20 protein-coding genes and 1 tRNA gene are annotated in these 22,887 nt (G+C 73.1%); 12 read left to right on the top strand and 9 right to left on the bottom strand.

From position 1 onward, the window contains the following. Nucleotides 1-128 precede the first annotated feature (128 nt). The 6 genes from AB0F01_RS16795 (at nt 129) to AB0F01_RS16820 (ending at nt 8,943) form a co-directional block, all read left to right on the top strand. Nucleotides 129-1,154, top strand: coding sequence for a lysylphosphatidylglycerol synthase domain-containing protein (locus AB0F01_RS16795; protein WP_362095556.1), 1,026 nt, complete (start codon nt 129-131; stop codon nt 1,152-1,154). A 391-nt stretch (nt 1,155-1,545) separates the two neighbouring features. Beyond that, entirely contained in the window at nt 1,546-2,643 is a 1,098-nt protein-coding gene (locus AB0F01_RS16800) for a mechanosensitive ion channel family protein (RefSeq protein WP_362095558.1), read from the top strand. A gap of 156 nt (nt 2,644-2,799) precedes the next feature. After that, entirely contained in the window at nt 2,800-5,022 is a 2,223-nt protein-coding gene (locus tag AB0F01_RS16805; RefSeq protein WP_362095561.1) for an NADP-dependent isocitrate dehydrogenase, read from the top strand. Between the two features lie 527 nt (nt 5,023-5,549). After that, on the top strand, nt 5,550-6,899 hold the full coding sequence (locus AB0F01_RS16810; protein ID WP_362095564.1) for a bifunctional o-acetylhomoserine/o-acetylserine sulfhydrylase: 1,350 nt from the start codon (nt 5,550-5,552) through the stop codon (nt 6,897-6,899). Beyond that, nucleotides 6,896-8,053 (top strand): homoserine O-acetyltransferase, encoded by a 1,158-nt coding sequence (locus AB0F01_RS16815; protein WP_362096033.1) that lies wholly within the window; start codon nt 6,896-6,898, stop codon nt 8,051-8,053. Before AB0F01_RS16810 ends, AB0F01_RS16815 begins: the two co-directional genes overlap by 4 nt. A gap of 92 nt (nt 8,054-8,145) precedes the next feature. Next, nucleotides 8,146-8,943, top strand: a complete 798-nt coding sequence (locus AB0F01_RS16820) for an N-formylglutamate amidohydrolase (RefSeq protein ID WP_362095567.1) — start codon at nt 8,146-8,148, stop codon at nt 8,941-8,943. Between the two features lie 139 nt (nt 8,944-9,082). Here the strand turns inward: AB0F01_RS16820 and AB0F01_RS16825 are convergent, their stop codons facing one another. From AB0F01_RS16825 to AB0F01_RS16835, 3 genes are all read right to left on the bottom strand, one after another. Beyond that, complete coding sequence (locus AB0F01_RS16825) at nt 9,083-9,499, bottom strand: ATP-binding protein (protein ID WP_362095570.1); 417 nt, start codon at nt 9,497-9,499, stop codon at nt 9,083-9,085. A 124-nt stretch (nt 9,500-9,623) separates the two neighbouring features. Beyond that, nucleotides 9,624-10,838, bottom strand: a complete 1,215-nt coding sequence (locus AB0F01_RS16830; protein ID WP_362095572.1) for a helix-turn-helix transcriptional regulator — start codon at nt 10,836-10,838, stop codon at nt 9,624-9,626. Between the two features lie 303 nt (nt 10,839-11,141). Beyond that, nucleotides 11,142-11,215 (bottom strand) — tRNA-Pro (locus AB0F01_RS16835). 153 nt (nt 11,216-11,368) lie between these two features. Here AB0F01_RS16835 and AB0F01_RS16840 point away from each other — a divergent pair. Beyond that, on the top strand, nt 11,369-11,722 hold the full coding sequence (locus tag AB0F01_RS16840) for a cupin domain-containing protein (protein WP_362095574.1): 354 nt from the start codon (nt 11,369-11,371) through the stop codon (nt 11,720-11,722). Here AB0F01_RS16840 and AB0F01_RS16845 read toward each other — a convergent pair. Then, nucleotides 11,706-12,815 (bottom strand): LacI family DNA-binding transcriptional regulator, encoded by a 1,110-nt coding sequence (locus AB0F01_RS16845; RefSeq protein WP_362095577.1) that lies wholly within the window; start codon nt 12,813-12,815, stop codon nt 11,706-11,708. The genes AB0F01_RS16840 and AB0F01_RS16845 overlap by 17 nt on opposite strands. Nucleotides 12,816-12,937: 122 nt before the next feature. On the opposite strand from AB0F01_RS16845, the gene AB0F01_RS16850 reads away from it, so the two are divergent. Beyond that, the gene (locus AB0F01_RS16850; protein WP_362095579.1) at nt 12,938-14,113 is read left to right on the top strand and encodes a Gfo/Idh/MocA family oxidoreductase; all 1,176 of its coding nucleotides are present in this window, start codon (nt 12,938-12,940) and stop codon (nt 14,111-14,113) included. Between the two features lie 73 nt (nt 14,114-14,186). Here the strand turns inward: AB0F01_RS16850 and AB0F01_RS16855 are convergent, their stop codons facing one another. Together AB0F01_RS16855 and AB0F01_RS16860 are read right to left on the bottom strand one after the other, a co-directional pair. Beyond that, a complete protein-coding gene (locus tag AB0F01_RS16855; RefSeq protein WP_362095581.1) occupies nt 14,187-14,801 on the bottom strand; it encodes a TMEM175 family protein in 615 nt (204 codons plus the stop codon). A gap of 239 nt (nt 14,802-15,040) precedes the next feature. Beyond that, on the bottom strand, nt 15,041-16,072 hold the full coding sequence (locus AB0F01_RS16860) for a LacI family DNA-binding transcriptional regulator (RefSeq protein WP_362095584.1): 1,032 nt from the start codon (nt 16,070-16,072) through the stop codon (nt 15,041-15,043). A gap of 116 nt (nt 16,073-16,188) precedes the next feature. Between AB0F01_RS16860 and AB0F01_RS16865 the strand changes: the two genes are divergently transcribed. The 4 genes from AB0F01_RS16865 to AB0F01_RS16880 all read left to right on the top strand — a co-directional run bounded on the left by AB0F01_RS16865 (nt 16,189) and on the right by AB0F01_RS16880 (nt 19,542). Continuing rightward, nucleotides 16,189-17,379: a phytanoyl-CoA dioxygenase family protein gene (locus tag AB0F01_RS16865; RefSeq protein WP_362095587.1), complete on the top strand. Its 1,191-nt coding sequence runs from the start codon at nt 16,189-16,191 to the stop codon at nt 17,377-17,379. Nucleotides 17,380-17,396: 17 nt separating this feature from the next. Then, on the top strand, nt 17,397-18,173 hold the full coding sequence (locus AB0F01_RS16870; RefSeq protein WP_362095588.1) for an SDR family oxidoreductase: 777 nt from the start codon (nt 17,397-17,399) through the stop codon (nt 18,171-18,173). A 98-nt stretch (nt 18,174-18,271) separates the two neighbouring features. Next, nucleotides 18,272-19,276, top strand: coding sequence for a Gfo/Idh/MocA family oxidoreductase (locus tag AB0F01_RS16875; protein WP_362095590.1), 1,005 nt, complete (start codon nt 18,272-18,274; stop codon nt 19,274-19,276). Nucleotides 19,277-19,389: 113 nt separating this feature from the next. Further along, nucleotides 19,390-19,542: a hypothetical protein gene (locus AB0F01_RS16880; RefSeq protein ID WP_362095592.1), complete on the top strand. Its 153-nt coding sequence runs from the start codon at nt 19,390-19,392 to the stop codon at nt 19,540-19,542. A 480-nt stretch (nt 19,543-20,022) separates the two neighbouring features. On the opposite strand, the gene AB0F01_RS16885 is transcribed toward AB0F01_RS16880, so the two are convergent. Genes AB0F01_RS16885 through AB0F01_RS16895 form a run of 3 tightly spaced genes read right to left on the bottom strand, consistent with a single transcriptional unit; the run spans nt 20,023 to nt 22,883 of the window. Continuing rightward, the gene (locus AB0F01_RS16885) at nt 20,023-21,042 is read right to left on the bottom strand and encodes a Gfo/Idh/MocA family oxidoreductase (RefSeq protein ID WP_362095595.1); all 1,020 of its coding nucleotides are present in this window, start codon (nt 21,040-21,042) and stop codon (nt 20,023-20,025) included. A 25-nt stretch (nt 21,043-21,067) separates the two neighbouring features. Continuing rightward, nucleotides 21,068-21,970, bottom strand: coding sequence for a sugar phosphate isomerase/epimerase (locus AB0F01_RS16890; protein WP_164337364.1), 903 nt, complete (start codon nt 21,968-21,970; stop codon nt 21,068-21,070). A 1-nt stretch (nt 21,971) separates the two neighbouring features. Continuing rightward, the gene (locus AB0F01_RS16895) at nt 21,972-22,883 is read right to left on the bottom strand and encodes an ATP-binding cassette domain-containing protein (RefSeq protein ID WP_362095598.1); all 912 of its coding nucleotides are present in this window, start codon (nt 22,881-22,883) and stop codon (nt 21,972-21,974) included. Nucleotides 22,884-22,887: the final 4 nt, after the last annotated feature.

Below are 22,887 nucleotides of genomic sequence, written 5' to 3' on the forward strand. Positions count from 1 at the left end.
CCCCGGTCCGGCCTCCCGCTCCCCTCCTCGTCGCGCTCCCGTCCCCGTCGTACTTGCCGCTCCCCTCCCCTGGCCCGGTTCCACCCGCCCGGCCCGGTGCCTCCTCCCCGCGTGAAGCGAAGGTCCGCATGACGCTCTCCCCGCAACTCCCCGCCCACCGGCCGCCGTCCGTCCCGCCGCACTCCGCCGCGGGTGAGCGGCGGGGCGGACGGCAGTCCGGGAACGTGCGGCGGACGGTGCGCCGGATCCTGTGCGTACTGCCGCTGCTGCTGGTGACGGTGGTCGCGGTGCGGCACCGGTCCGTGCTCGCCGAGGGGTTCGCGCACCTGGGTCAGGCGCGCTGGCCGTGGCTGCTGGCCGCGGTGGGGGCGACCTGCCTGACCTGGCCGGCCGCCGCGTGCACCCGGCAGGGCGCGGTGCTCGAACGGCTGCCGGCGCGACGGCTGGTGGCCACCCAGTTCGCGGCCGGCGCGGCGAACCACCTGCTGCCGACCGGGCTGGGCGCGAGCGCGGTCAACCTGCGGTTCATGACGGTGTGCGGGCTGTCCGCGGCGCGTTCCTCGGCGGCCCTCGCGCTGTACCTGCTGGCGGAGTCGGTCGGCCGGGTGGCCCTGCTGGGCGTGCTGCTGCTCGCCTGCCCGGGTGCGCTGCGCCTGGACGCACTGCTCCCCCAGGGGGCCTTCGGCCCGCTGCTGTGTGCGGTGGGCGGGGTGCTGCTGCTCGCGGTGGGCGTGCTGCTGTGCGTACGGCGGCTGCGGACGGGGGCGGCGTCGTTCCTGCGGACGGCGCTGGGCGAGGCGCGGTCGGTGCACACCCGGCCCACCCGGGCGCTGGCCCTGTGGGGCGGGGCGCTGGTCTTCCCCGCGCTGCAGACGGCGGCGCTGGTGCTGGTGGCGCGGGCCCTGGCGCTGGACGTGCCGGTGGCGCACCTGGCCCTGGCGTACCTGGCGGCCACGGTCGCGGTCGCGCTGGTGCCCACCCCGGGCGGCCTGGGCTCGGTGGAGGCGGCGCTGGTGGTGGCGCTGGTCGCGGTGGGCGGGGCCGCCGCGGTGGCCACGGCCGTCGTGCTGGCCTTCCGCGTGATCACCGTGTGGCTGCCGCTGCTGCCGGGCGCGCTGACGTTGGGCGTGCTGGTGCGGACGAAGGTGATCTGAGCGGAGCCCGGGGCGGGGCGGGCGGCACCGTACGGCGGGTCCGGGAGACGTCACGGGGCCCGGGGGGCGTCACGGGGGGCCTGCCGGGAGACGTCACGGAGTCCGGAGGCACCGCACCTGTGGTGCACCGCGCCGGAGTGATCCGCACGACACCGCCGTCCGCCCGGCCGTAGTCTCCCGCGCCGAGCGGCGCGATCGCGCCGGGTTCGGCACGAACTCCCCCTGCGCATACGGCAGGATGAGCGGGTCGTGCCGGTCGCGGGTCCGCCGCCCGGCGCGCCGATCTCTTCCCACCGGACCCTTCCGGGCCTTCCCGGAATCCCGAACAGGTGAACAACGTGACACACCTTCACATACCGTCGTCGAACCACGCGTTCGCCGGAGCGGTGCGGTGACCCGCGCCCTCACCGTCGATGACCTGCTGTACGCGGGCATCGCCCTGGCCGGCGGCCTGCTGGCGGCCTTCCTGCTGCGGCTCCTGCTGCGCCGGCTGGCGCGGCTGGCGGAGCGCACCACCTGGCGTGGGGACGACGTTCTCGTGGACGCGCTGCACATGATCGCGCCGTGGGCGGCGATCGCCGGCGGTGTCGCCTCCGCCGCGGCGGCCCTGCCTCTGACCCGGACCGTGCAGCACAACGTCAACCAGGTACTGACCCTGCTGGTGATCTTCGCCGCCACGGTGTCGGCGGCCCGGGTGGTGGCCGGGCTGGTGCGGTCGGTGACCCAGTCCCGCTCCGGGGTCGCGGGGTCGGCGACGATCTTCATGAACATCACCCGGATCCTGGTCCTCGCGATCGGCTTCCTGGTGGGGCTGCAGACCCTGGGCATCTCGATCGCCCCGCTGCTCACCGCCCTCGGGGTCGGCGGTCTGGCCGTCGCCCTCGCCCTGCAGGACACGCTCGCCAACCTGTTCGCGGGCATCCACATCCTGGCCTCCAAGACCGTCCAGCCCGGCGACTACATCCGGCTGAGCAGCGGTGAGGAGGGTTACGTGGAGGACATCAACTGGCGGCAGACGACCGTGCGGGAGCTGTCCAACAATCTGGTGGTCATCCCCAACGGCCAGCTCGCCAAGACCAACATGACCAACTTCATGCGCCCGGAGCAGAAGCTGACCATCCTGGTGCAGGCCGGGGTGTCCTACGACAGCGATCTGGAACACGTCGAGCGGGTGACCATGGAGGTCGTCGCCGAGGTGATGACGGAGATCACCGGCGCGGTGCCGGAGCACGACCCGGCGGTGCGCTTCCACACCTTCGGCGACTCGCGGATCGGCTTCACGATCATCCTGGGCGTCGGCGAGTTCAGCGACCAGTACCGGATCAAGCACGAGTTCATCAAGCGCCTGCACCGGCGCTACCGCGAGGAGGGCATCCGCATCCCGTCGCCGGCGCGGACCGTCGCGATCCAGCAGGGTACGGTCATGATCCCGCAGCAGCGCGAGCCGGAGCACGCCCCGGATGACATGACGCTGACCAGGCCCGTCTGAGCGGCCGCCCGCCCCGTCCCCGCCACGCCGGCCGTGCCGCGTGGCGGGTGACCGGCCGGAACCCGCCGCGACTCGGCGCGGACCCCTGTCGAGCCCGGAGCGCCCACAAGATATCTTGATGTCGAGCAATGTTGCAGACGTGGAGCGGAGCACCCGGTGACTGACTCGACCATCATCTATACGCACACTGACGAGGCCCCGGCCCTCGCGACGTATTCCTTCCTGCCGGTGGTCCGGGCGTACGCCTCTCAGGCGGGTGTCGACGTGGAGACGCGTGACATCTCGCTGGCCGGCCGCATCATCGCCGTGTTCCCGGAGTACCTGACCGAGGACCAGCGCATCCCGGACGCCCTCGCCGAGCTCGGCGAGCTGGCCAAGACGCCCGCCGCGAACATCATCAAGCTGCCCAACATCTCGGCGTCGATCCCGCAGCTCAAGGCCGCGATCGCCGAGCTGAAGGAGCAGGGCTACGCGCTTCCGGACTACCCGGACGACCCGAAGACGGACGAGGAGCGCGAGATCCGCGCCCGGTACGACAAGATCAAGGGTTCGGCCGTGAACCCGGTGCTGCGCGAGGGCAACTCCGACCGTCGCGCCCCGGCCTCGGTGAAGAACTACGCCAAGTCGCACCCGCACCGCATGGGCGCCTGGAGCTCCGACTCCAAGACCAACGTGGCGACCATGGGCGAGAACGACTTCCGCTCCACCGAGAAGTCGGCCGTCATCGCCGAGGACGGCGCGCTGCGCATCGAGCTGGTCGGTGACGACGGCACCACCACCGTGCTGCGCGAGTCCGTACCCGTCCTCAAGGACGAGGTCGTCGACGCCTCCGTGATGCGCGTCGCCGCGCTGCGCGAGTTCCTGACCGCGCAGGTCGCCCGCGCCAAGCAGGAGGGCGTGCTGTTCTCCGTGCACCTGAAGGCCACGATGATGAAGGTCTCCGACCCGATCGTCTTCGGCCACGTGGTGCGCGCCTTCTTCCCGAAGACGTTCGCGCAGTACGGCGAGAAGCTGGCCGCGGCCGGTCTCAGCCCGAACGACGGCCTCGGCGGCATCTACAAGGGCCTGGACGCCCTGCCCGAAGGTGCCGAGATCAAGGCGTCCTTCGACGCCGAGCTGGCCGAGGGCCCGGAGCTGGCCATGGTCGACTCCGACAAGGGCATCACCAACCTGCACGTCCCCTCCGACGTGATCGTGGACGCCTCCATGCCGGCCATGATCCGCACCTCCGGCCACATGTGGGGCCCGGACGGCCAGGAGGCCGACACCCTGGCGGTCCTGCCGGACTCCAGCTACTCCGGCGTCTACCAGGCCGTGATCGACGACTGCCGCGCCAACGGCGCCTTCGACCCGTCCACCATGGGCTCGGTGCCCAACGTGGGTCTGATGGCGCAGAAGGCCGAGGAGTACGGCAGCCACGACAAGACGTTCGAGATCCCCACCACGGGCACCGTCCGCCTCGTCGACCAGGCCGGCAACGTGGTCCTGGAGCAGGCCGTCTCCACCGGTGACATCTTCCGCGCCTGCCAGACCAAGGACGCGCCGATCCGCGACTGGGTGAAGCTGGCCGTGACCCGCGCCCGCGCCACCGGCGACCCGGCCGTCTTCTGGCTCGACGAGGACCGCGCTCACGACGCCAACCTGATCGCCAAGGTGAAGCAGTACCTGACCGAGCACGACACCGAGGGCCTGGACATCCGTATCCTGCCCCCCGTCGAGGCGACGAAGCTGTCGGTGGAGCGCATCCGCCGCGGCGAGAACACCATCTCGGTCACCGGCAACGTGCTGCGCGACTACCTGACCGACCTGTTCCCGATCCTGGAGCTGGGCACCAGCGCCAAGATGCTGTCGATCGTCCCGCTGATGGCGGGCGGCGGCCTGTTCGAGACGGGCGCGGGCGGCTCCGCCCCCAAGCACGTCCAGCAGCTGGTCAAGGAGAACTACCTGCGCTGGGACTCCCTCGGTGAGTTCTTCGCGCTGGTGCCGTCGCTGGAGCAGTACGCCACGACCACCGGCAACACCCGTGCCAAGGTCCTCGCCGACACCCTGGACCGCGCCACGGCGACCTTCCTCAACGAGGACAAGTCCCCGACCCGTCGCGTCGGCGGCATCGACAACCGCGGCAGCCACTTCTACCTGTCCCTGTACTGGGCGCAGGAGCTGGCCTCGCAGACCGACGACGCCGACCTGGCGAAGGCGTTCGCGCCGCTCGCCGAGACGCTCGCGGCGAACGAGCAGAAGATCGTCGACGAGCTGATCGCCGTCCAGGGCAAGCCGGCCGACATCGGCGGCTATTACCAGCCCGACCCGGTGAAGGCCGCCGCCGTGATGCGGCCGTCCGCCACCTGGAACGAGGCACTGGCGTCCCTGAGCAGCTGACGCCACCGCTCCTCGCGAGCGCCGCGCACTCCGCCCCGGCCGGGCTTCCGGCCGGGGCGGAGCCGTGTCCGGAGGGAGTCCCGCCAGGCGGGGCCGGGGCCGTGTCCGGAGGCGCGTGCGGGTCCGTGTCCGGAGCTGTGCCCCCAGGCGCGTGCGGATCCGTGCGCGGAGTTCTGTCCGGAACCGTGTCCGGAGTCGGGCGCGGAGCCGGGCGCGGAGCGGGGTGGGGAGCCGGGTGCGGAGGCGGTGCCGCGGTGTTCATGAACACCGTGTGAAGAGAGCTTCCAGCTAGTGAGATGCCGTCTCATTTTCGCGGATGCCCGGCCTATCATCGAGCGTGTCACCTGCTGGCACCCCGGCCATGCACGTGTCACCGCAGCACCGGTGGGGCACACCGGAAGCCGACGGTCGCGTCGGCGGGCGGTTCCCGGCACCCGGCCCGGGACCACCCGGTCGCGCCCCGCGCCCCCACCGGAACGTCCGCGAACCCCCACGGCCACGCGTCGCCACTTCGCCCGAGGAGCACCATGAGCCAGTCCACCGAATCCGCCGGCCACACCCCCGAGGCCGATGCCCCCGCCACGGCGGCCTGGTCCTTCGAGACCAAGCAGGTCCACTCGGGTGCCGAACCCGACCCCACGACCGGCGCCCGGGCGACCCCGATCTACCAGACGTCCTCGTTCGCCTTCCGGGACACGCAGCACGCGGCGGACCTGTTCTCCCTGGCGGAGCCGGGGAACATCTACACCCGCATCCACAACCCCACCCAGGACGTCTTCGAGCAGCGCGTCGCCGCCCTGGAGGGCGGGGTGGCCGCGGTGGCCCTGGCCTCGGGCCAGGCGGCCCAGACGCTGGCCCTGCTGACCCTCGCCGGAGCCGGGGACCACGTCGTCTCGTCCGCCTCCCTCTACGGCGGCACCTACAACCTGTTCCGCCACACGCTGCCCAAGTTCGGCATCGAGGTCTCGTTCGTCGAGAACCCCGAGGACCTCGACGCCTGGCGGGCGGCGATCCGGCCGAACACCAAGGCGCTGTTCGCCGAGACGCTGGGCAACCCGCGCGGCAACGTCCTCGACGTACGCGGCGTCGCGGACGTGGCGCACGAGGCCGGTGTCCCGCTGATCGCGGACAACACGGTGCCCACCCCCTACCTGCTGCGCCCGCTGGAGCACGGCGCGGACATCGTGGTCCACTCGGCGACCAAGTTCCTCGGCGGGCACGGCACCACGATCGGCGGCGTCGTCGTGGACGGCGGCACCTTCGACTTCGGCGCGCAGGCCGAGCGCTTCCCGGACTTCTCCGAGCCCGACCCCAGCTACCACGGCCTGCGGTACTGGCCCGCCCTCGGCCCCGGCGCGTTCGCCGTCAAGCTGCGCGTGCAGCTGCTGCGCGACCTCGGGCCCGCGATCGCCCCGCACTCGGCGTTCCTGCTGCTCCAGGGCGTGGAGACGCTGAGCCTGCGCCTGGAGCGGCACTCGTCCAACGCGCTGGCGCTCGCCGAGTGGCTGGAGCAGCGCGACGAGGTCTCCGTCGTCCACTATCCGGGCCTGCCGTCCAGCCCCTGGTACGAGGCGGCGCAGAAGTACCTTCCGAACGGTGCGGGCGCCATCGTCTCCTTCGAGCTGCGGGACGGCGTCGAGGCGGGCAAGCGGTTCGTCGACGGGGTGGAGCTGTTCAGCCACCTCGCCAACATCGGCGACGTGCGCAGCCTGATCATCCACCCGGCGTCCACCACCCACAGCCAGCTCGACGAGGAGCAGCTGGAGGCGACCGGGACCAAGCCCGGCCTGGTGCGGCTGTCGGTCGGCATCGAGAACCTCGCCGACCTGAAGGCCGACCTGGAGGCCGGTTTCCGCGCGGCGAAGGAGGCCTCCTGAGCAGCGTGCTCCGCTCCGGGACCCAGGTCCCCCTCCCGCCGGCCTCCGGGGCCTGGCGGGAGGGGGACCCGCCCGGTCGGCGCCGGTGGCACGCGCTCGACGAGCCGTTGCCCCTGGAGGCCGGCGGTGAACTCCCCGGTGTCCGACTGGCGTTCGAGACGTGGGGCCGGATGGCCCCGGACGGCTCGAACGCCGTGCTGGTGCTGCACGCCCTCACCGGTGACAGCCACGCGGCCGGACCCGCCGGGCCCGGTCATCCCTCGCCGGGCTGGTGGGACGGCCTCATCGGACCGGGGCGGGCGCTCGACACCGACCGCTGGTTCGTGGTCGCCCCGAACGTGCTGGGCGGCTGCCAGGGCAGCACCGGGCCCGCCTCGCCGCGCCCCGGCGGGGAGCGCCCCTGGGGCGGCGCGTTCCCGTACCTGACCGTGCGGGACCAGGTCGCCGCCGAGGCGTCGCTGGCCGACGCCCTCGGCATCGACCGGTGGGCGCTGGTGGTCGGCGGCTCCATGGGCGGCATGCGGGCCGTGGAGTGGGCGGTGTCGTATCCGGAGCGGGTGGCGGGGCTGCTCCTGCTCGCCACGTCGGCGGCGGCGAGCGCGGAGCAGATCGCCTGGGCCTCGCTCCAGCTGCACGCGATCCGCTCCGACCCGCACTGGCGGGACGGCGACTACCACGACGCGCCCCCGGGCGGCGGCCCGCACGCGGGGCTCGGCCTCGCCCGTCGCATCGCGCACGTCACCTACCGCAGCGAGCCCGAACTGGCGGCCCGGTTCGGGCGGGAGCCGCAGGGCGCGGAGGACCCGTGGCGGGGCGGCCGGTACCAGGTCGAGTCGTACCTCGACCACCACGCCGCCAAGCTGGTCCGCCGCTTCGACGCGGGCAGCTACGTGGTGCTGACGGAGGCGATGAACGGCCACGACGTGGGACGCGGCCGGGGCGGCGTCCGGGACGCCCTGCGCCGGGTGACCGCCCGCACGCTGGTGGCGGGCATCGACTCCGACCGCCTCTACCCGCCGGCCCAGCAGGCCGAGCTCGCGGCGCACATCCCCGGTGCCGACCGGCTCCGGCTGCTGGAGTCGCCGTACGGGCACGACGGTTTCCTGCTGGAGGACGAGCAGGTCGGCGCGCTGGTGCGGGAGTTGCTGGCGTAGGCACGGCGGAGGCCCGCGACGGGGGCGTTGTCGGTGGCGTGTGGCAGCGTGGTCGCCGCGTACACCACCGACGACGCCCCTGGAGCAGCCCCATGACCGAGGTCCCGCCGCCGTTCGCGTTCCTCCCCGGCGACGCGGACTCGCCCGTCATCCTCCATGTGCCGCACTCCTCCCGGGAGATACCCGCCGCCGTGCGCTCCGCCATCGTGCTGGACGACGCCGCCCTGGAGCGCGAGCTGGACCACATCACCGACGCCCACACGGCCGCGCTGGCCGGGGCGGCGGCCGGCCTCGCCGGGCGGAGACCGTGGCGGTTCGTGAACGGGCTGTCCCGGCTGGTGGTCGACCCCGAACGCTTCCCCGACGACCGGGAGGAGATGCTCGCCGTCGGCATGGGTGCGGTCTACACCCGGACCACCCACCGGGAGACGCTGCGGCCCGACGGCTTCGACCCGGCCCCGCTGATCGAGCGGTACTTCGCGCCCTACGCGCGGGCCATGTCGGACGCGGTGGCGGACCGCCTCGCCGCCACCGGCCGGGCGGTGATCATCGACGTGCACTCCTACCCCAGCGCCCCGCTCCCCTACGAGCTGCACGGCGACGGCCCACGGCCGGCGGTCTGCCTGGGCACCGACGCCTTCCACACCCCGCCCGCCCTGCTGGACGCGGCCCGCGCGGCATTCGCGCCGTGCGGGGAGACGGGCCTGGACAGCCCGTTCGCCGGGACGTACGTGCCGCTGGAGTTCTTCGAGAAACGGCCGGAGGTGTCGGCCCTGATGGTCGAGATCCGCCGGGACACCTACATGACGGAGCCGGGCGGCCCGGCGGGACCGGGCCTGGACACCCTCGCCACGGCCCTGGCCGCCCTGGTCGACGCGGTGTCCGGCTGACGGCGGGGCCGCGATCCTGGCGCGTCGACGGGCGTCAGACAGGCGTCGGTGCCCGCGGCTCGCTGTCCGGCACGGCGACGCCTGCCCCGGACGGCTCGACACGCTGACCGGCCGAGCCGTCTCCGTCGCGCACTTGTCCTCAACCCCTCCCTCGCAGCTCCGCCCATACCCGCTTCCCCCACGGCAACGGATCGGTTCCCCAGTCCTCCGCCAGGTGCGCCACGAGGACCAGACCACGACCGGATTCGTCCTCGGGGCCGTGCGCCCTGGGCACCGGGTGCTCGCGGGAGAAGTCCACGACGCCGATGCGGACGAGGTCCGCGCCGGGCCTCTCGACCACCACCCGGAGGGTGCCCTTGCGCGCGTGCCGGACCGCGTTGGCCACCAGTTCGGAGACCACCAAGGCCGCGTCCTCGGCCAGGTCGCCCAGTCCCCACGCGGCACAGGCCGTACTGACCAGGCATCGGGCGGGCGCTGCGCTCTCGGGCAGGCGGGGCAGGGTCTCGCTGTACCCGGGGCACCCGGTCCGGCGGGCGCGCGTTGCAGGTTGCGGCATGTCGTTCTGCTTCCTCGGATCGGCCGGCCCCGGTGCCGTTCGCACGGCCGCCAAGGCATTGTCCGCTCATGGAAGCGACCTGCCCGGAACACTGACAGGGACGCAACGTCCCACTTTCACCACGCTAGGGGGTGACACCCAGGAACTCCGCCAACGGCCGCAGTCCCGGCGGGTGGTTGGGCAGCGCCCACAGATCGCGCACGATGGCAACGGCCAAAGTGTGGTGCTGCATCCAGGTCGGCGCCACACGGCGCAGTGACTCCAGTGTCTTCACCGCTCCGGCCGCATCCCCGGTGTCCGTGTGGGCACGGGCCACGTCCAGCAGCAGCCATGTACGCCACGACGGGGGCGTGTCCTTGCTCAGCCGCATCCCCTTCGCGAGCGCCAGAGCGTCCTGCGGGTGCCCGTACTGCACGGCGAGCCGGACCCGTTCGATGCGGACGGAGGAAGGGCTGAAAACACTGACCATGCGATGGTCTCCCCCGTCGGGCAACTTCGAGACGCAGGCGGCTTCCTTCTCGGCCGTCTCCATCATGGCGGCTGCGCGCTGGTAGTCGCCGCTGCGCGCGGCCGACGTCGCGGCGCTCATCGTCAGTGCGCCCCACACCTTCAGGCCATCGGCCGTCTCGGTGCGGCCCTCGTCCCTCATACCGTCGGCCACGCGGAGGGCGATGCTCAACGCGTCCTCGAGTCGGCCCTGTCGCTGGTACGTCCACGCGGTGGAGTTCACGATCATCGGCACGAGCAGCGGATCGGAGGACTGCCCCGCAGCGTCTATGGCACGCTCCAGGCCGATCAGGGCGAGGTCGGTCTTGCCCATCCGCACGGCCACGTGTCCGGCCAGCTGAAGTGCCTTCCCCAGAGCCGCGAACCCACGCCTGCGCTCCGCTTCGCTCCTCGAAACGGTGGCGGAGCGAGCATCCGCGATCAGGTCCGGCAGTACCTTCATCACGGTGTCGAACTCGGCGGAGTGGTACTGCGACCAGCCCTCAGCGATCTGTTCCCGCAGGCGGTCCAGGGAGAAGTCCCGCCCAGGCGGCTCGGGCCGCGGTCCCCAGAGCGCGGGCATGACGGCACGGCGCACGGCCACGAAGCGAGGACCATCGTTCTCTCCGGTGGCGGCCACGGCGGGCGGATCACCGAGCAGCGTCGTCAGTTCCACTCCGAGACCGTTGGCCAGGGCGTGCAGCGTGGGCAGACGCGCCGAACGCTTCCGTCCTTGTTCGAGCTGACGGATCACGTCGACGGAAATGCCGGATCGCTCGGCCAGCTCCTCCTGAGTCAACGAGGCCAGCCGACGCAGGCGCCGCAGAGTCTTCCCCAGGTCTTCGTTCGCCACGCTGTCACGGTACGCCTGCCCGTGGTCCGTCGGCGGAGGAAGCGGCTCAGCGGGCTCCGGAACAACACGGAGCACCGAGCACCGGGCCGCCACGGTGGCGCCTCGGGCCGGATGCCATTCGCGGGCCGGCCTCCGAGGGAGGGAACGGGCTGATGCCCGCCCCGCGCAGCCGCTTCCCGCCGAGCCTGATCGGCGTGACCTTCCGGCCTCGGGGCCCAGGACAACAGCCCGACGGTTCCTCACCGTGGGAAAAGCCGGTTACGGATGATTCCGTAACCGGCCCTGACCTGCGACTTCGTGAAGTCGGGACGACAGGATTTGAACCTGCGACCCCTTGACCCCCAGTCAAGTGCGCTACCAAGCTGCGCCACGTCCCGATGCGTTCCGCGCGGCGAACCGCGTGATCACGCAGGTCAACCCTACCCCATGCGCGAGGTGCGTCCGTCCCGCGACGGAGTGTCGGGGACGGGGGCGGACGTCGCACACTCTGTCGCTGCTGTCGGCGGGCCGGGGCGGTCTAGCGTCGGTGCATGACCGACAGCAGCTTCGTCCTCCGCATCGCCGACGCCGACCTCGCGCCCGAGCCGCTCACCCCCGAGCAGATCGTGTCCGGAACCCCCGAGGTGACCGGCAGGGTGGTGTGGGAGTCGGCGGACGGGCGCCGGATCCGCGGGATCTGGCAGATCACCCCGGGCGTCGTCACCGACACGGAGGCCGACGAGATGTTCGTGGTGATCAGTGGCTCCGCGACGGTTGAGGTGGAGGGCGGGCCGACCCTGCGCGTCGGGCCGGGTGACATGGCCGTGCTGCGGGAGGGCGACCGGACGACGTGGACCGTGCACGAGACGCTGCGCAAGGCGTACTGCATCACGCTCCCGGAGTGACGCCTCCCGACCCGGGCGGTGGGGGGCCGCTGGTGCCCCGGATCTCCAGGGTCGGTGTCACCAGCCGCACCTGACCGGCGCCGCCCGGGTGCTCCAGCCGGTCGAGGAGGCGGCGCGCGGCGCGGCGGCCGACCTCGTGGCCGGCGTTGTCGACGGTGGTCAGCCACAGGTGGCGCAGCCGGGAGATGCTCGTGTTGTCGTAGCCGGTGACGGACACGTCGTGCGGGACGCGCAGCCCCAGTTCCTCGGCCGCCGAGAGGGCGCCGACGCCGGTGATGTCGTTGACGGCGAGGATCGCGGTGGGGCGGCCGGGGCGGCTGAGGAGACGGACGGTGGTGCGGTAGCCGCCCTCCTCGGTCATGTCGCCCGGCTCGACGCGGGCCTCGTCGGCCAGGCCGTGGCGGCGCATCGTCTCCTCGAACGCGCGCTGCCGCAGGGCGCCCACGGCGCCGTAGCCGGCGAGGTGCGCGATGCGGCGGTGGCCGAGGCCGATCAGGTGCTCGGTGACCAGCCGGGTTCCGTGCTCGTCGTCGCCCGCCACCACGTCCGCCTCCGGCGGCACGGCTTCGCGGGCGCCGGCCAGCACGACCGGGATCCGCTCGGCGATCTCCCCGAGCGCGGCCGGGTCGGGCAGCGTGCCCACCACGACCAGGCCGTCCACGTCCAGGTCGCGGAACGGGTCGACGGGGTCCTGCCCCGTGCGGCGGTTGAGGCGGGCGTCGGCGAGGACCATCCGCAGCCCGCTCGCGTCCAGCAGGGAGCCGAGTCCTTCCAGGAGGTCGACGAACCAGGGGTTGCGCAGGTCGTTGAGGAGCACGCCGACCAGTGGGGTGGTCCGGGGGTCCGACGGGTCCGGGCCCGGGCCGGCGGGGTCCTGGTCGGCGGGGTCCTGGTCGGCGGGGTGCGGCCGAGCGCGTCGCTCGCTGAGGCTGCGCGCCGCGGTGTTGGGCCGGTAGCCGAGTTCCCGCGCCGCCCGCAGCACGGCGTCCCGCTTCTCCGGCCGTACCGGGCCGGCGCCGCGCAGGACGAGCGAGACGAGGGACTTGGACACACCGGCCCGTTCGGCCACGTCGCGGATCGTCGGCGCTCTCATGGCTTGGACCGTTCCATACGGAGCGATCCGCCGTCAATGCCTCTCCATGCCTTGACACTGCTGTGACGTGGCCTTCAGTGTGACCGGGACACATTCTGGATCGGTCCAAAGAAGAGGCTCTCATGGTGGATGCGCTGGGTGTCGCCGTCGTCGGGTTCGGCTGGATGGGGCGGGTGCACACCCAGGCGTACGCGCGCGTGGCGCACCACTACCCCCGGCTCGGTCTGCGTCCGGAACTGGTCGCGGTGGCGGAGGAGGTGCCCGGCCGGGCGGAGGAGGCCGCCGAGCAGTTCGGCTTCGCCTCGGCGACCCGGGACTGGCGTGAGGTGGCCGCCGACCCGCGGGTGAAGGCCGTCAGCATCACGGCGCCCAACTTCCTGCACCGCGAGATCGGTGTCGCGATGGCGGAGGCGGGCAAGCACATCTGGATCGAGAAGCCGGTCGGCCTGACCTCCGGGGACGCCCGCGCGGTGGCCGACGCGGTGGCACGGGCGGGGGTGCAGGGCGCGGTCGGCTTCAACTACCGCAACGCGCCGGCCGTGGAGGCCGCCCGCGAGCTGATCGCCTCCGGGGGCATCGGCACGGTCACGCACGCGCGCATCAGGCTGTTCAGCGACTACGCCGCCCATCCCGACGGCGCGCTGACCTGGCGTTACGAGCGGGGACGCGGCGGCAGCGGGGTGCTGGGCGACCTGGCCTCGCACGGCGCGGACCTGGCCCGCTTCCTGCTCGGGGACATCGCCTCCCTCACCGCCGACACCGCCGTCTTCGTGCCGGAGCGGGCCCGTCCGACCGGGGCGACGGCCGGCCACTCCAGGGCGTCGGGCGGTGAGCTGGGGCCGGTGGAGAACGAGGACTACGTGAACTGCCTGCTGCGCTTCGCCTCCGGAGCCCGGGGCGTGCTGGAAGCCTGCCGCGTCTCCGTCGGCGAGCAGAACAACTACGGTTTCGAGGTGCACGGCACCGAGGGCGCGGTCTTCTGGGACTTCCGCCGGATGAACGAGCTGGGCGTCAGCCGCGGCTCCTCCTACCAGGACCAGCCGGTGAGCACGGTCCACGTGGGCCCGGGGGACGGGGAGTTCGCCGCGTTCCAGCCGGGCGCCGCCAACGCCATGGGGTACGACGACCTGAAGGTGATCGAGGCGTACCGCTTCCTCCGCTCGGTCGCCGAGGGCGTCCCGCACGGCGCGACCCTCACGGACGCGGTCCACAGTGCGGGGGTGCTGGACGCGATGGCCCTCTCGGTGGAGCGGGGGGCGTGGGTGCCGGTGGGTGTCGAGGACGCCGCGGGCGGCTGAGCGCACCGGGGACGGCAGCGGTTCGCCGCTCCGTCCGCCGAGCGGCACCGGGCCCTGAGGCCGTGGGCCGGTGTCATCCGGCCGCCGCGTTCGCCTTGTTGCCCAGCCACACCTTGACCGGGACCAGCACCACCCACCACCACATGGCGGCCGGACCGATCAGCAGGGCGAGCGGGATGGTGATCAGGAACACCGCCACGGTGGCGCCCAGGTCGACGGCCGAGAGCAGTTCGTCGCGCACCGGACCGGTGTCGTCGCGCAGCCAGGGGCGCCGGGAGAGGACGCCGGCCAGCGCGAGGTGGACGAGGCCGAGAGCGGCGACCGCCGCCGAGTAGACGACGACGGAGACGGTCTCGTCGCCGTACTCGGAGATGAGCGAGGTGGGGAACGGGAGCAGGGCCGCGAGGCCCAGTCCGACGACGGTCAGCGAGATCACCTGACCGTCCACCTGCCGGACCGTGCGGAACATCGCCCGGTGGTCGCGCCAGAAGCTCGCCAGCACCAGCAGGCTGATCGCGTACGCGCCCAGGTTGGGCAGTTGGTCGCGCAGTTCCTGGTGGTAGTCGTCGGCGCTGAGGCCCTGCGGTACCGAGAGGTCCAGGACGAGCAGAGTGATGGCGATGGCGAACACCCCGTCGGCGAGCGTCAGCAGACGGTCCGGGTCGCCCTCCGGGTTCGGCTTCTTCATGGGCCGACGGTAGGCATCCGGGCCGGTCGGGCCCGGGATACACGCCCGGGCCGCCGGCGGTTCACCCGGTCCGCGTGCGGTCCGCAGCCCGTCCGCCCGCCGGCCCCCACCCGTCCACCGGCGCACGCTTGCCCCGAGCCGGCTCCCCGGGGTCAGACGTCCGCCATCCCCATCCCGACGGCCGTCCCGCCGCCGCCCCGTCACCTCGTCGAGCCGTCAGCCCGTCACCCGGTCACCCGTCACCCGAGGCCGCGCAACGGCATGTTGTACGGCGTGACCACCTGTATCGCCGACGGCAGGCTGGGCCCGGCGGGCGGCAGGGCGCCGTGGGCGCGCATCACGATGTGGCACGCCTCGCGGAGGTCCTGGCGCAGGTCGTGGTGGAGCACGGCGGACAGCCGGTGCTCGCGCAGCAGGCGGGTGTTGTCCTGGTCGAGGTCGTGCGCGACGAAGACGGCGCACTCCCGTCCGGCGTCCTCGAAGGCGCGGAGGGTGGCGATGTTGCCGCCGCCGATCGAGTACACGGCGCGGATCTCCGGGTCGCGGTCCAGGGCGGCCCGGACGAGGTCGTACTGGGTGGCGTCCAGGCCCTGGCCCTCGGCGATCTCGACGAGGGCGCGCTCGGGGTGGCGGGCGCGCATGGCGCTGCGGAACCCCATCTCGCGCTCCTCCTCGTTGCGGAAGAAGCCGCTGCTGAGGCTGGTGAGGACATTGCCCGGGCGGTCGCCGAGCCATTGGCCCATCAGGTAGGCGGCGGTGGCCCCGGCGGCGCGGTTGTCGCTGCCGACGTAGCCGACCCGGGCGCTCGCCGGGAGGTCGGTCACCAGGGTCACCACGGGGATGCCGGCCGCCGCGAGCCGGCCCACGGCGGCGGTGATCTCGGGGACGTCGGGCGCCTTGAGGACCACGCCCTGCGAGCCGCGCCGGCCGATCCGGTCCAGGACGGCGACCAGTTCCGTGACCGGTCCGGTCTCCCGGAAGTGGAAGCGGGAGCGGACCACGGCCGGGTGCAGGGCGGGCAGTTCGGCCTCCAGGGCGGCGCGTACGGCGGTGGAGAAGCGCTCCGGCGACTGCATGACGATGTCCAGCATGAAGGTCCGGCCCACCAGCCGGACCTGGGTGCGCTGGCGGTCCAGGTCGGCGATGGCCCGGTGCACCTCCTGCGCGGTGCTCTCCCGCACGCCGCCCCGCCCGTTGAGCACCCGGTCCACGGTGGCCTCGCTCAGACCCGCCTGACGTGCGATTTCCCGGATCGGGAAGGGGTGGCCCATGCGTTCCGCTCCTCCGGCCGTTGAGGGGTTTTTGATGGCTCGCTGCTGGTTGTTCGAAGGCTTTGTACTGACAAGAATGACAGAACCGAGTCGCCCCGTGACCCGAAGGGACGAAGATGTCCGTCTCCGCCTCCACCCCCTCCCCGGCCGCCCCCGAGTCCGCGTCCGCCGCCTGGCTGTCCGAGCGGGACTGCGACCTGGACGCCTTCCGCGCGCTGGTCGAGCAGACGACCGACCCCGCCGCCTACCCGCACGCCTCGGGCACCGAGCGGAACGTGCTGCTGTACGACGCCGACCGGCTGGCTCTCGCCGACCGCCGCGCGGCCCAGTCCGAACTGGTCCGCGCCCTCGCCGACGGCCCCGGGATCGTGGTGATCCGGGGCGCCTTCGCCGACGGGGACGTCGTCGACCGGGCCACCGCCGTCTTCGACGCGCTGATCGCCGAGCAGCGCGCCTCGGGCGCCGCCGCCGGTGACCACTTCGCCAAGCCGGGCGCCAACGACCGGGTGTGGAACGCCCTGGAGAAGGCGGCCCTGCACGATCCGGAGGTGTTCGCGGACTACTACGCCAACGACGTGATCGCGCTGGTCTCCACCGCCTGGCTGGGCCCCGGCTACCAGGTCACGTCGCAGGTCAACGTCGTCAACCCGGGCGGTGCCGCGCAGACCGTGCACCGCGACTACCACCTCGGCTTCCTCTCCGACGAGGCCGCCGCCCGCTACCCGGCGCACGTGCACCGCCTCTCCCCCGTCCTCACCCTGCAGGGCGCGGTCGCGCACTGCGACATGCCCGTCGAGTCCGGGCCGACGCTGTACCTGCCGCACTCGCAGAAGTTCGAGCCCGGCTACCTCGCCTGGCGTCGACCCGCGTTCCAGGCGTACTTCGACGAGCATCACGTGCAGCTGCCGCTCGCCAAGGGCGACGCGGTGTTCTTCAACCCGGCCCTGTTCCACGCCGCCGGCGCCAACCACTCGGCGGACATCCGTCGCATGGCGAACCTGCTCCAGGTCTCGTCCGCGTTCGGCCGGGCGATGGAGTCGGTCGACCGCGAGGCGGTGGCCGGCGCGGTCTACCCGGTGCTGCTGCGGCGCCGCGAGGAAGGCGCCGGGGAGCAGTGGCTGGAGAACGTGATCGCCGCGAGCGCCGAGGGCTACCCCTTCCCCACCAACCTCGACAACGACCCGCCGGTCGAGGGTCTGGCCCCGCCCTCGCAGGCGGACGTGGTACGGCGGGCGCTGCGCGAGGGATGGACCGCGCGCACCCTGCGGGACGCGCTGCGGACCGCCGCCCGGCGGCGCGCGAGCTGAAAGGAACCGGAACATCCATGGGACTTCTCGACGACAAGGTCGTCCTCGTCAACGGCGGCAGTCAGGGCGTCGGTGCCGCCATCGCGCGGGCCGCCGTCCGCGAGGGGGCGGTCGTGGCCGTCACCGGGCGGCGCCCCGAGCCCGGTGAGGCCCTGGTGGCCGAGCTGGCGGCGGCGGGCGGCAAGGCGTCGTTCGTCCGCGCCGACCTGGCCGACGCCGGGCAGGCGAAGGACGCCGTCGCGCAGGTGGTGCGGGAGTACGGCCGGGTCGACTGCCTGGTGAACTCGGCCGGGCTGACCTCGCGCGGGACGCTGCTGGACACCACGCCCGAGCTGTTCGACCAGCACATCGCGATCAACCTGAAGGCGCCGTTCTTCGCCATGCAGGCCGCGGTCGCGGACATGGTGCGGCGCGAGGCGCCGGGCACGATCGTCAACATCATCACCTCGTCGGCGCACGGCGGGCAGCCGTTCCTCGCGCCGTACGTCGCCGCGAAGGCCGGACTGATGGGCCTGACCCGGAACGCGGCCCACGCCCACCGGTGGGACCGCATCCGGATCAACGGGCTGAACATCGGCTGGACCGCCACCGAGGGGGAGGACGCCACCCAGCGCACCTTCCACGGGGCCGGCGACGACTGGCGCGACCGGGCCGCCGAGCGGCTGCCGATGGGCAAGCTGGGCCAGCCGGACGAGATCGCCGACTTCGTGGTCCTGCTGCTGTCCGACCGCTCCGGGGTCGTCACCGGGTCCGTCATCGACTGGGACCAGAACGTCCTCGGCGGACTCGACTGACCGCCCCCGGTGCCCGCCGGTCCGCCGCACCGGCGGGCACCGGCCACCCCGCCACCCGCATCCGTCCCCGCACCCCGTACTCAAGGAGCACCACCCCCATGCGCATCGGAATCCTCGGCCTCGGCCGGATCGGCGCCTTCCACGCCGAGACCCTGTCCGGACTCGACGCCGTCGAGTCGCTCGTCGTGTCCGACCCGTACGCCCAGGCCGCGAAGGCCGCCGCCGAGCGGTTCGGCGCCCAGGTCGCCGACTCCCCCGAGGCCGTGCTCGCGGCCGGGGTGGACGGCGTGGTGGTGGCCGCCGCGACCGACGCCCACCCGGGGCTGATCCTGGCCTGCGTGGAGGCGGGCGTCCCGGTCTTCTGCGAGAAGCCGGTGGCCCGCACCATGGCCGAGGGCGTCCAGGTCCTCGAACAGGTCGCGGGCAGCGACGTCCCGGTGCAGATCGGCTACAACCGCCGCTTCGACGCCGGGTTCGTCGCCGCGCGGGACGCCGTGCGCAGCGGGGAGCTGGGCACCCTGCACACGGTGCGGTCGACGACCCTGGACCCGGCGCCGCCGCCGGCCGCGTACATCGCCGCGTCGGGCGGCATCTTCCGGGACTGCTCGGTGCACGACTTCGACATCATCCGCTGGGTGACCGGCCGGGAGGTGACCGAGGTCTACGCGGCCGGCGGCAACCGGGGCGCCGACTACATCCGGGAGGCCGGCGACGCCGACACCACCGGCGCGGTCCTCACCCTGGACGACGGCACCCTCGCCGTCGTCTCCAACAGCCGCCACAACGCCCGCGGTTACGACGTGCGCATGGAGATCCACGGCTTCGAGGACTCCATCGCGGTCGGCCTGGAGGACAAGCTGCCGCTGCGGTCGGTGGAGCCGGGCGCCACCTTCCCCGCCGGCACCCCGCACGACTTCTTCATGGACCGCTTCACCGACGCCTACCGGGCCGAACTGGCCGCGTTCACCGAGGTGGTGGCCGGTACCCGGCCCTCGCCGTGCACCATCGAGGACGCGCTGGAGGCCGGCTGGATCGCCGAGGCGTGCACGCTGTCGCTGCACGAGCACCGGCCCGTCACCCTGGAGGAGGTACGCCGGGCATGAGCGGACCGGGCCGGGCTGCGCGGCCCCTGCACACCGGGTCCCGCGAGCGGCTCGGAGCACCGGGCGCGCCCTGACCGGTCCGGCCCGCGTGGGCGGTCACCGTCGCTTCGACGGTGACCGCCCACGACCGTTTCCGCGCCGAGGCGCCGGCCGACGCGCGCGATGCGGGGCAGGTCACCGGCTCGCTCGCGAGTACGGGGCTGTCGACCGCCCCGGAGGCGAAGGCCTTCCACGGGCCGCCTCGTCCGGAAGCCGGGGTCTCCTGAACCCCCACGCCACCGGCCGGCCCTGTCCGTAGGACGGGGCCGCGCTCGCCGCCGGGGACCGCGAGTTGACGGAGCAGCCGTCGGCGGGCGACGCCGTGGAAACCCGCGAGATCGGAAACCCCCGCGCGGTCAGGGAGACCCGGGAGACCGGGGAGAGGTGACGTCGGCCCATCCCGGCTGCCCCGCCGCCAGTCTGCCGGTCTGCCGGTCTGCCGGCCCGACCGCGCAGGGCGTCGGCGTCGGCGTCGGCGTCGGCGTCGGGCGGGAACGAACGGAAGGGAAGCTAACGGCCGGAAGGCGGGACGGCCGGAAGGCGGGACGGCCGGAAGGCGGGACGGCCACCCCAAGGGGCCGTCCCGCCTTCCGTCGGCGTCACCGCATGATCGCGTCACCGTGCGGGGCCGCACCGGAGTCCCACCGGTACAGGCCCGGCTGGTCACCCGCGCAAGGCCGGCGGATCACCCGCACCGGCCCGGCGGGTCACCGGTACAGGTCCGGCTTGTCCACCAGGTCGACCTCGACCCGTCCGCCGCCCTCCAGGGCGCGCACCCCGGCTTCGCACACGGCCGCCGCCGCGTAGCCGTCCCAGGTGCTGGGGCCGGTGACCTCGCCGCGGCGGATGCCGTCGACCCAGGCGCGGACCTCGTCGTCGTAGGCCTGGGCGAAGCGTTCGCTCCAGTCCTGGGCGATGGTGCCGCCCCAGCGGCCGGCGGTGTGGGTGACCAGGGCGTGGCCGTCGCCGATGCGGGCGGTGCCGCGTTCGCAGACCGCCTCGGCCTGGACCTGGTAGCCGAAGCCGCAGTTGACGAAGATCTCCACGTCGGAGAGGGCGCCGCCGTCGGTCTCCAGGACGACGAACTGCGGGTCGCGCAGCCCTTCGGGGGCGCCGGCCGACGCGGCGGGCCGCAGCACGGTCACGGCCCGGATCTCGTGGCCGAGGAGCCAGCGGGTGGCGTCGACCTCGTGGGCCACGGAGTCGGTGATGAGCATGGCGCTGGTGAAGAAGGCCGGGCTGGCCACGTTGCGGTGGCGGTTGTGCAGCATCAGGGGGCGGCCGAGCTGCCCGCTGTCCAGCAGGGCCTTCAGCCGCACGTACTCCGCGTCGTAGCGGCGCATGAAGCCGACCTGGACCCGGCGGTGGCCGAGGGCCTGTTCGGCCTCCATGACGCGCAGCGCGGAGGCCGCGTCGGGGGTGAGGGGCTTCTCGCACAGGACGGGCAGGTCGTGCTCGAACGCGGCGAGGAGGGTGGCCTCGTGGGCCGGGCCGGGTGAGGCGACGAGGACGGCGTCGACGCCGGGGGCGGTCATCGCGGCGGCCGGGTCGGTGTGGGCGGTGCAGCCCTCGATGTCCGCGGCGACGGCCTCGGCCCGGTCCGCGTCCACGTCGGCCACGGCGGCGACCCGGGCACCGCCGATGGTCCGGTCGATGCGGCGCACGTGGTCGGCGCCCATCCGGCCGGCCCCGATGACGGCGATGCCCAGGGGTTCGCGCCGGTTCATGGCGTACCGCCTTCCTGTCGGTTCGTCAGGCGCCGCAGGAGCGGAGGAACTTGCGGGTGCGGACGGCGATCGGCAGCGGCTTGTCGGGTTCGCAGGGGTACATGTCCTGCTCGACGATGGCGAAGAGGTCCACGCCCAGCTTCTGGGCGGCCACCAGGACCGGCTCCAGCTCGGGGACGCCGCCGGGCGGTTCGCACATCACGCCGCGCTGTACGGCGGGTCCGAAGGGGATCTCGTTCTTGACGACGTCGGCGAGGATGTCCGGGTCGACCTGCTTGAGGTGCAGGTAGCCGATGCGTTCGCCGTAGGTCTCGATCAGCTTGACGCTGTCGCCGCCGCAGTAGGCGTAGTGGCCGGTGTCGAGGCAGAGGTTGACCACGTCGGAGTCGGTGGAGTCGAGGAACCGCTCGACGTGCTCCTCGGTGTCGATGTGGGTGTCGGCGTGCGGGTGGACCACGATGTCGAGGCCGTAGGTGTCGCGGACCTCGCGGCCCAGGCGTTCCATGCCGGTGCTCAGGTGGCGCCACTGCTCGGTGGTGAGTTCGGGGGCCTCCAGGATCTCGGCGGTCTTGTCGTCGCGCCAGAAGGAGGGGATGACGACGAGGTGCTCGGCGCCCATGTCGCGGGTGAGGGCGGCCACCCGGCTGACCTGCTCCCAGGTGGCGTCCCACTCGGACGGCCCGCGGTGCAGTCCGCAGAAGATGGTGCCGGCGGAGACCTTCAGGCCGCGGCGCTGCACCTCGTCGTTGAGGCGGGCGGGGTCGGTGGGGAGGTAGCCGTAGGGGCCGAGTTCGATCCAGGAGTAGCCGGCCTCGGCGACCTCGTCGAGGAAGCGCTGCCAGGGCACCTGCTGCGGGTCGTCGGGGAACCAGACGCCCCAGGAGTCGGGGGCGGAGCCCACCCTGATGCGGTCGAGCGCGACTGCCATGTCAGGACTTTCCTTCCGGTGTTGCGGCGGCGGGGGCCGGGGCGTCGCCGTCCCCGGGCAGTTCCTCGGTGTCGACGCCGCGGACCTGCGCCAGCTCGTGCTTGAGGGCGGCCAGTTCGGCGCCGCCCGCCATGTGGTTGGTGAGTTCCTCCAGGCCGACCTCGCCGCGGGACGCGGAGAGTTCCAGGGTGCCCAGGCGCAGCACGTTGAAGTGGTCGCCCACCATGTAGGCGTGGTGCGGGTTGTGGGTGATGAAGATGACGCCGAGGCCGCGGTCGCGGGCCATGGCGATGTACTTCAGGACGACGCCGGACTGCTTGACGCCGAGGGCGGCGGTGGGCTCGTCCAGGATGAGGACGCGGGCGCCGAAGTAGACGGCGCGGGCGATGGCGACGCACTGGCGCTGTCCGCCGGAGAGCGTGCCGATGGGCTGCTCCAGGTCGTCCAGGACGATGCCCATGTTGCGCAGTTCCTCGTCGGCGGTCTTCTTCATCCGCTCGATGTCGAGGCGGCGCACGGGCCAGGGGCCCTTGGTCATCTCGGAGCCGAGGAAGAAGTTCCGCCAGACCGGCATCAGCGGGACGACCGCGAGGTCCTGGTAGACGGTGGCGATGCCGCGGTCGAGTGCCTCGCGCGGGGTGGAGAAGCGGACCGGCTCGCCGTCGACGAGGAACTCGCCCTCGGTGTGCTGGTGCAGTCCGGAGATGATCTTGATGAGGGTGGACTTGCCGGCGCCGTTGTCGCCGAGGACGCAGGTCACCTTGCCGGGGTGGACGCTGAGGTCGACGCCGTGCAGGGCGCGGATGTTGCCGTAGGACTTGCCGGCGCCGCGAAGCTCCACCAGGGGGTGGTCGCCGGCGGGCGGGGTGGCCTCCGGGGCGGCACCGTGGGTGCCGGTGGTCTTGTCGGTCATTGCG

Origin of the sequence: Streptomyces sp. NPDC029526 (assembly GCF_040637405.1) — a bacterium.
Taxonomy (GTDB): Bacteria; Actinomycetota; Actinomycetes; order Streptomycetales; family Streptomycetaceae; genus Streptomyces.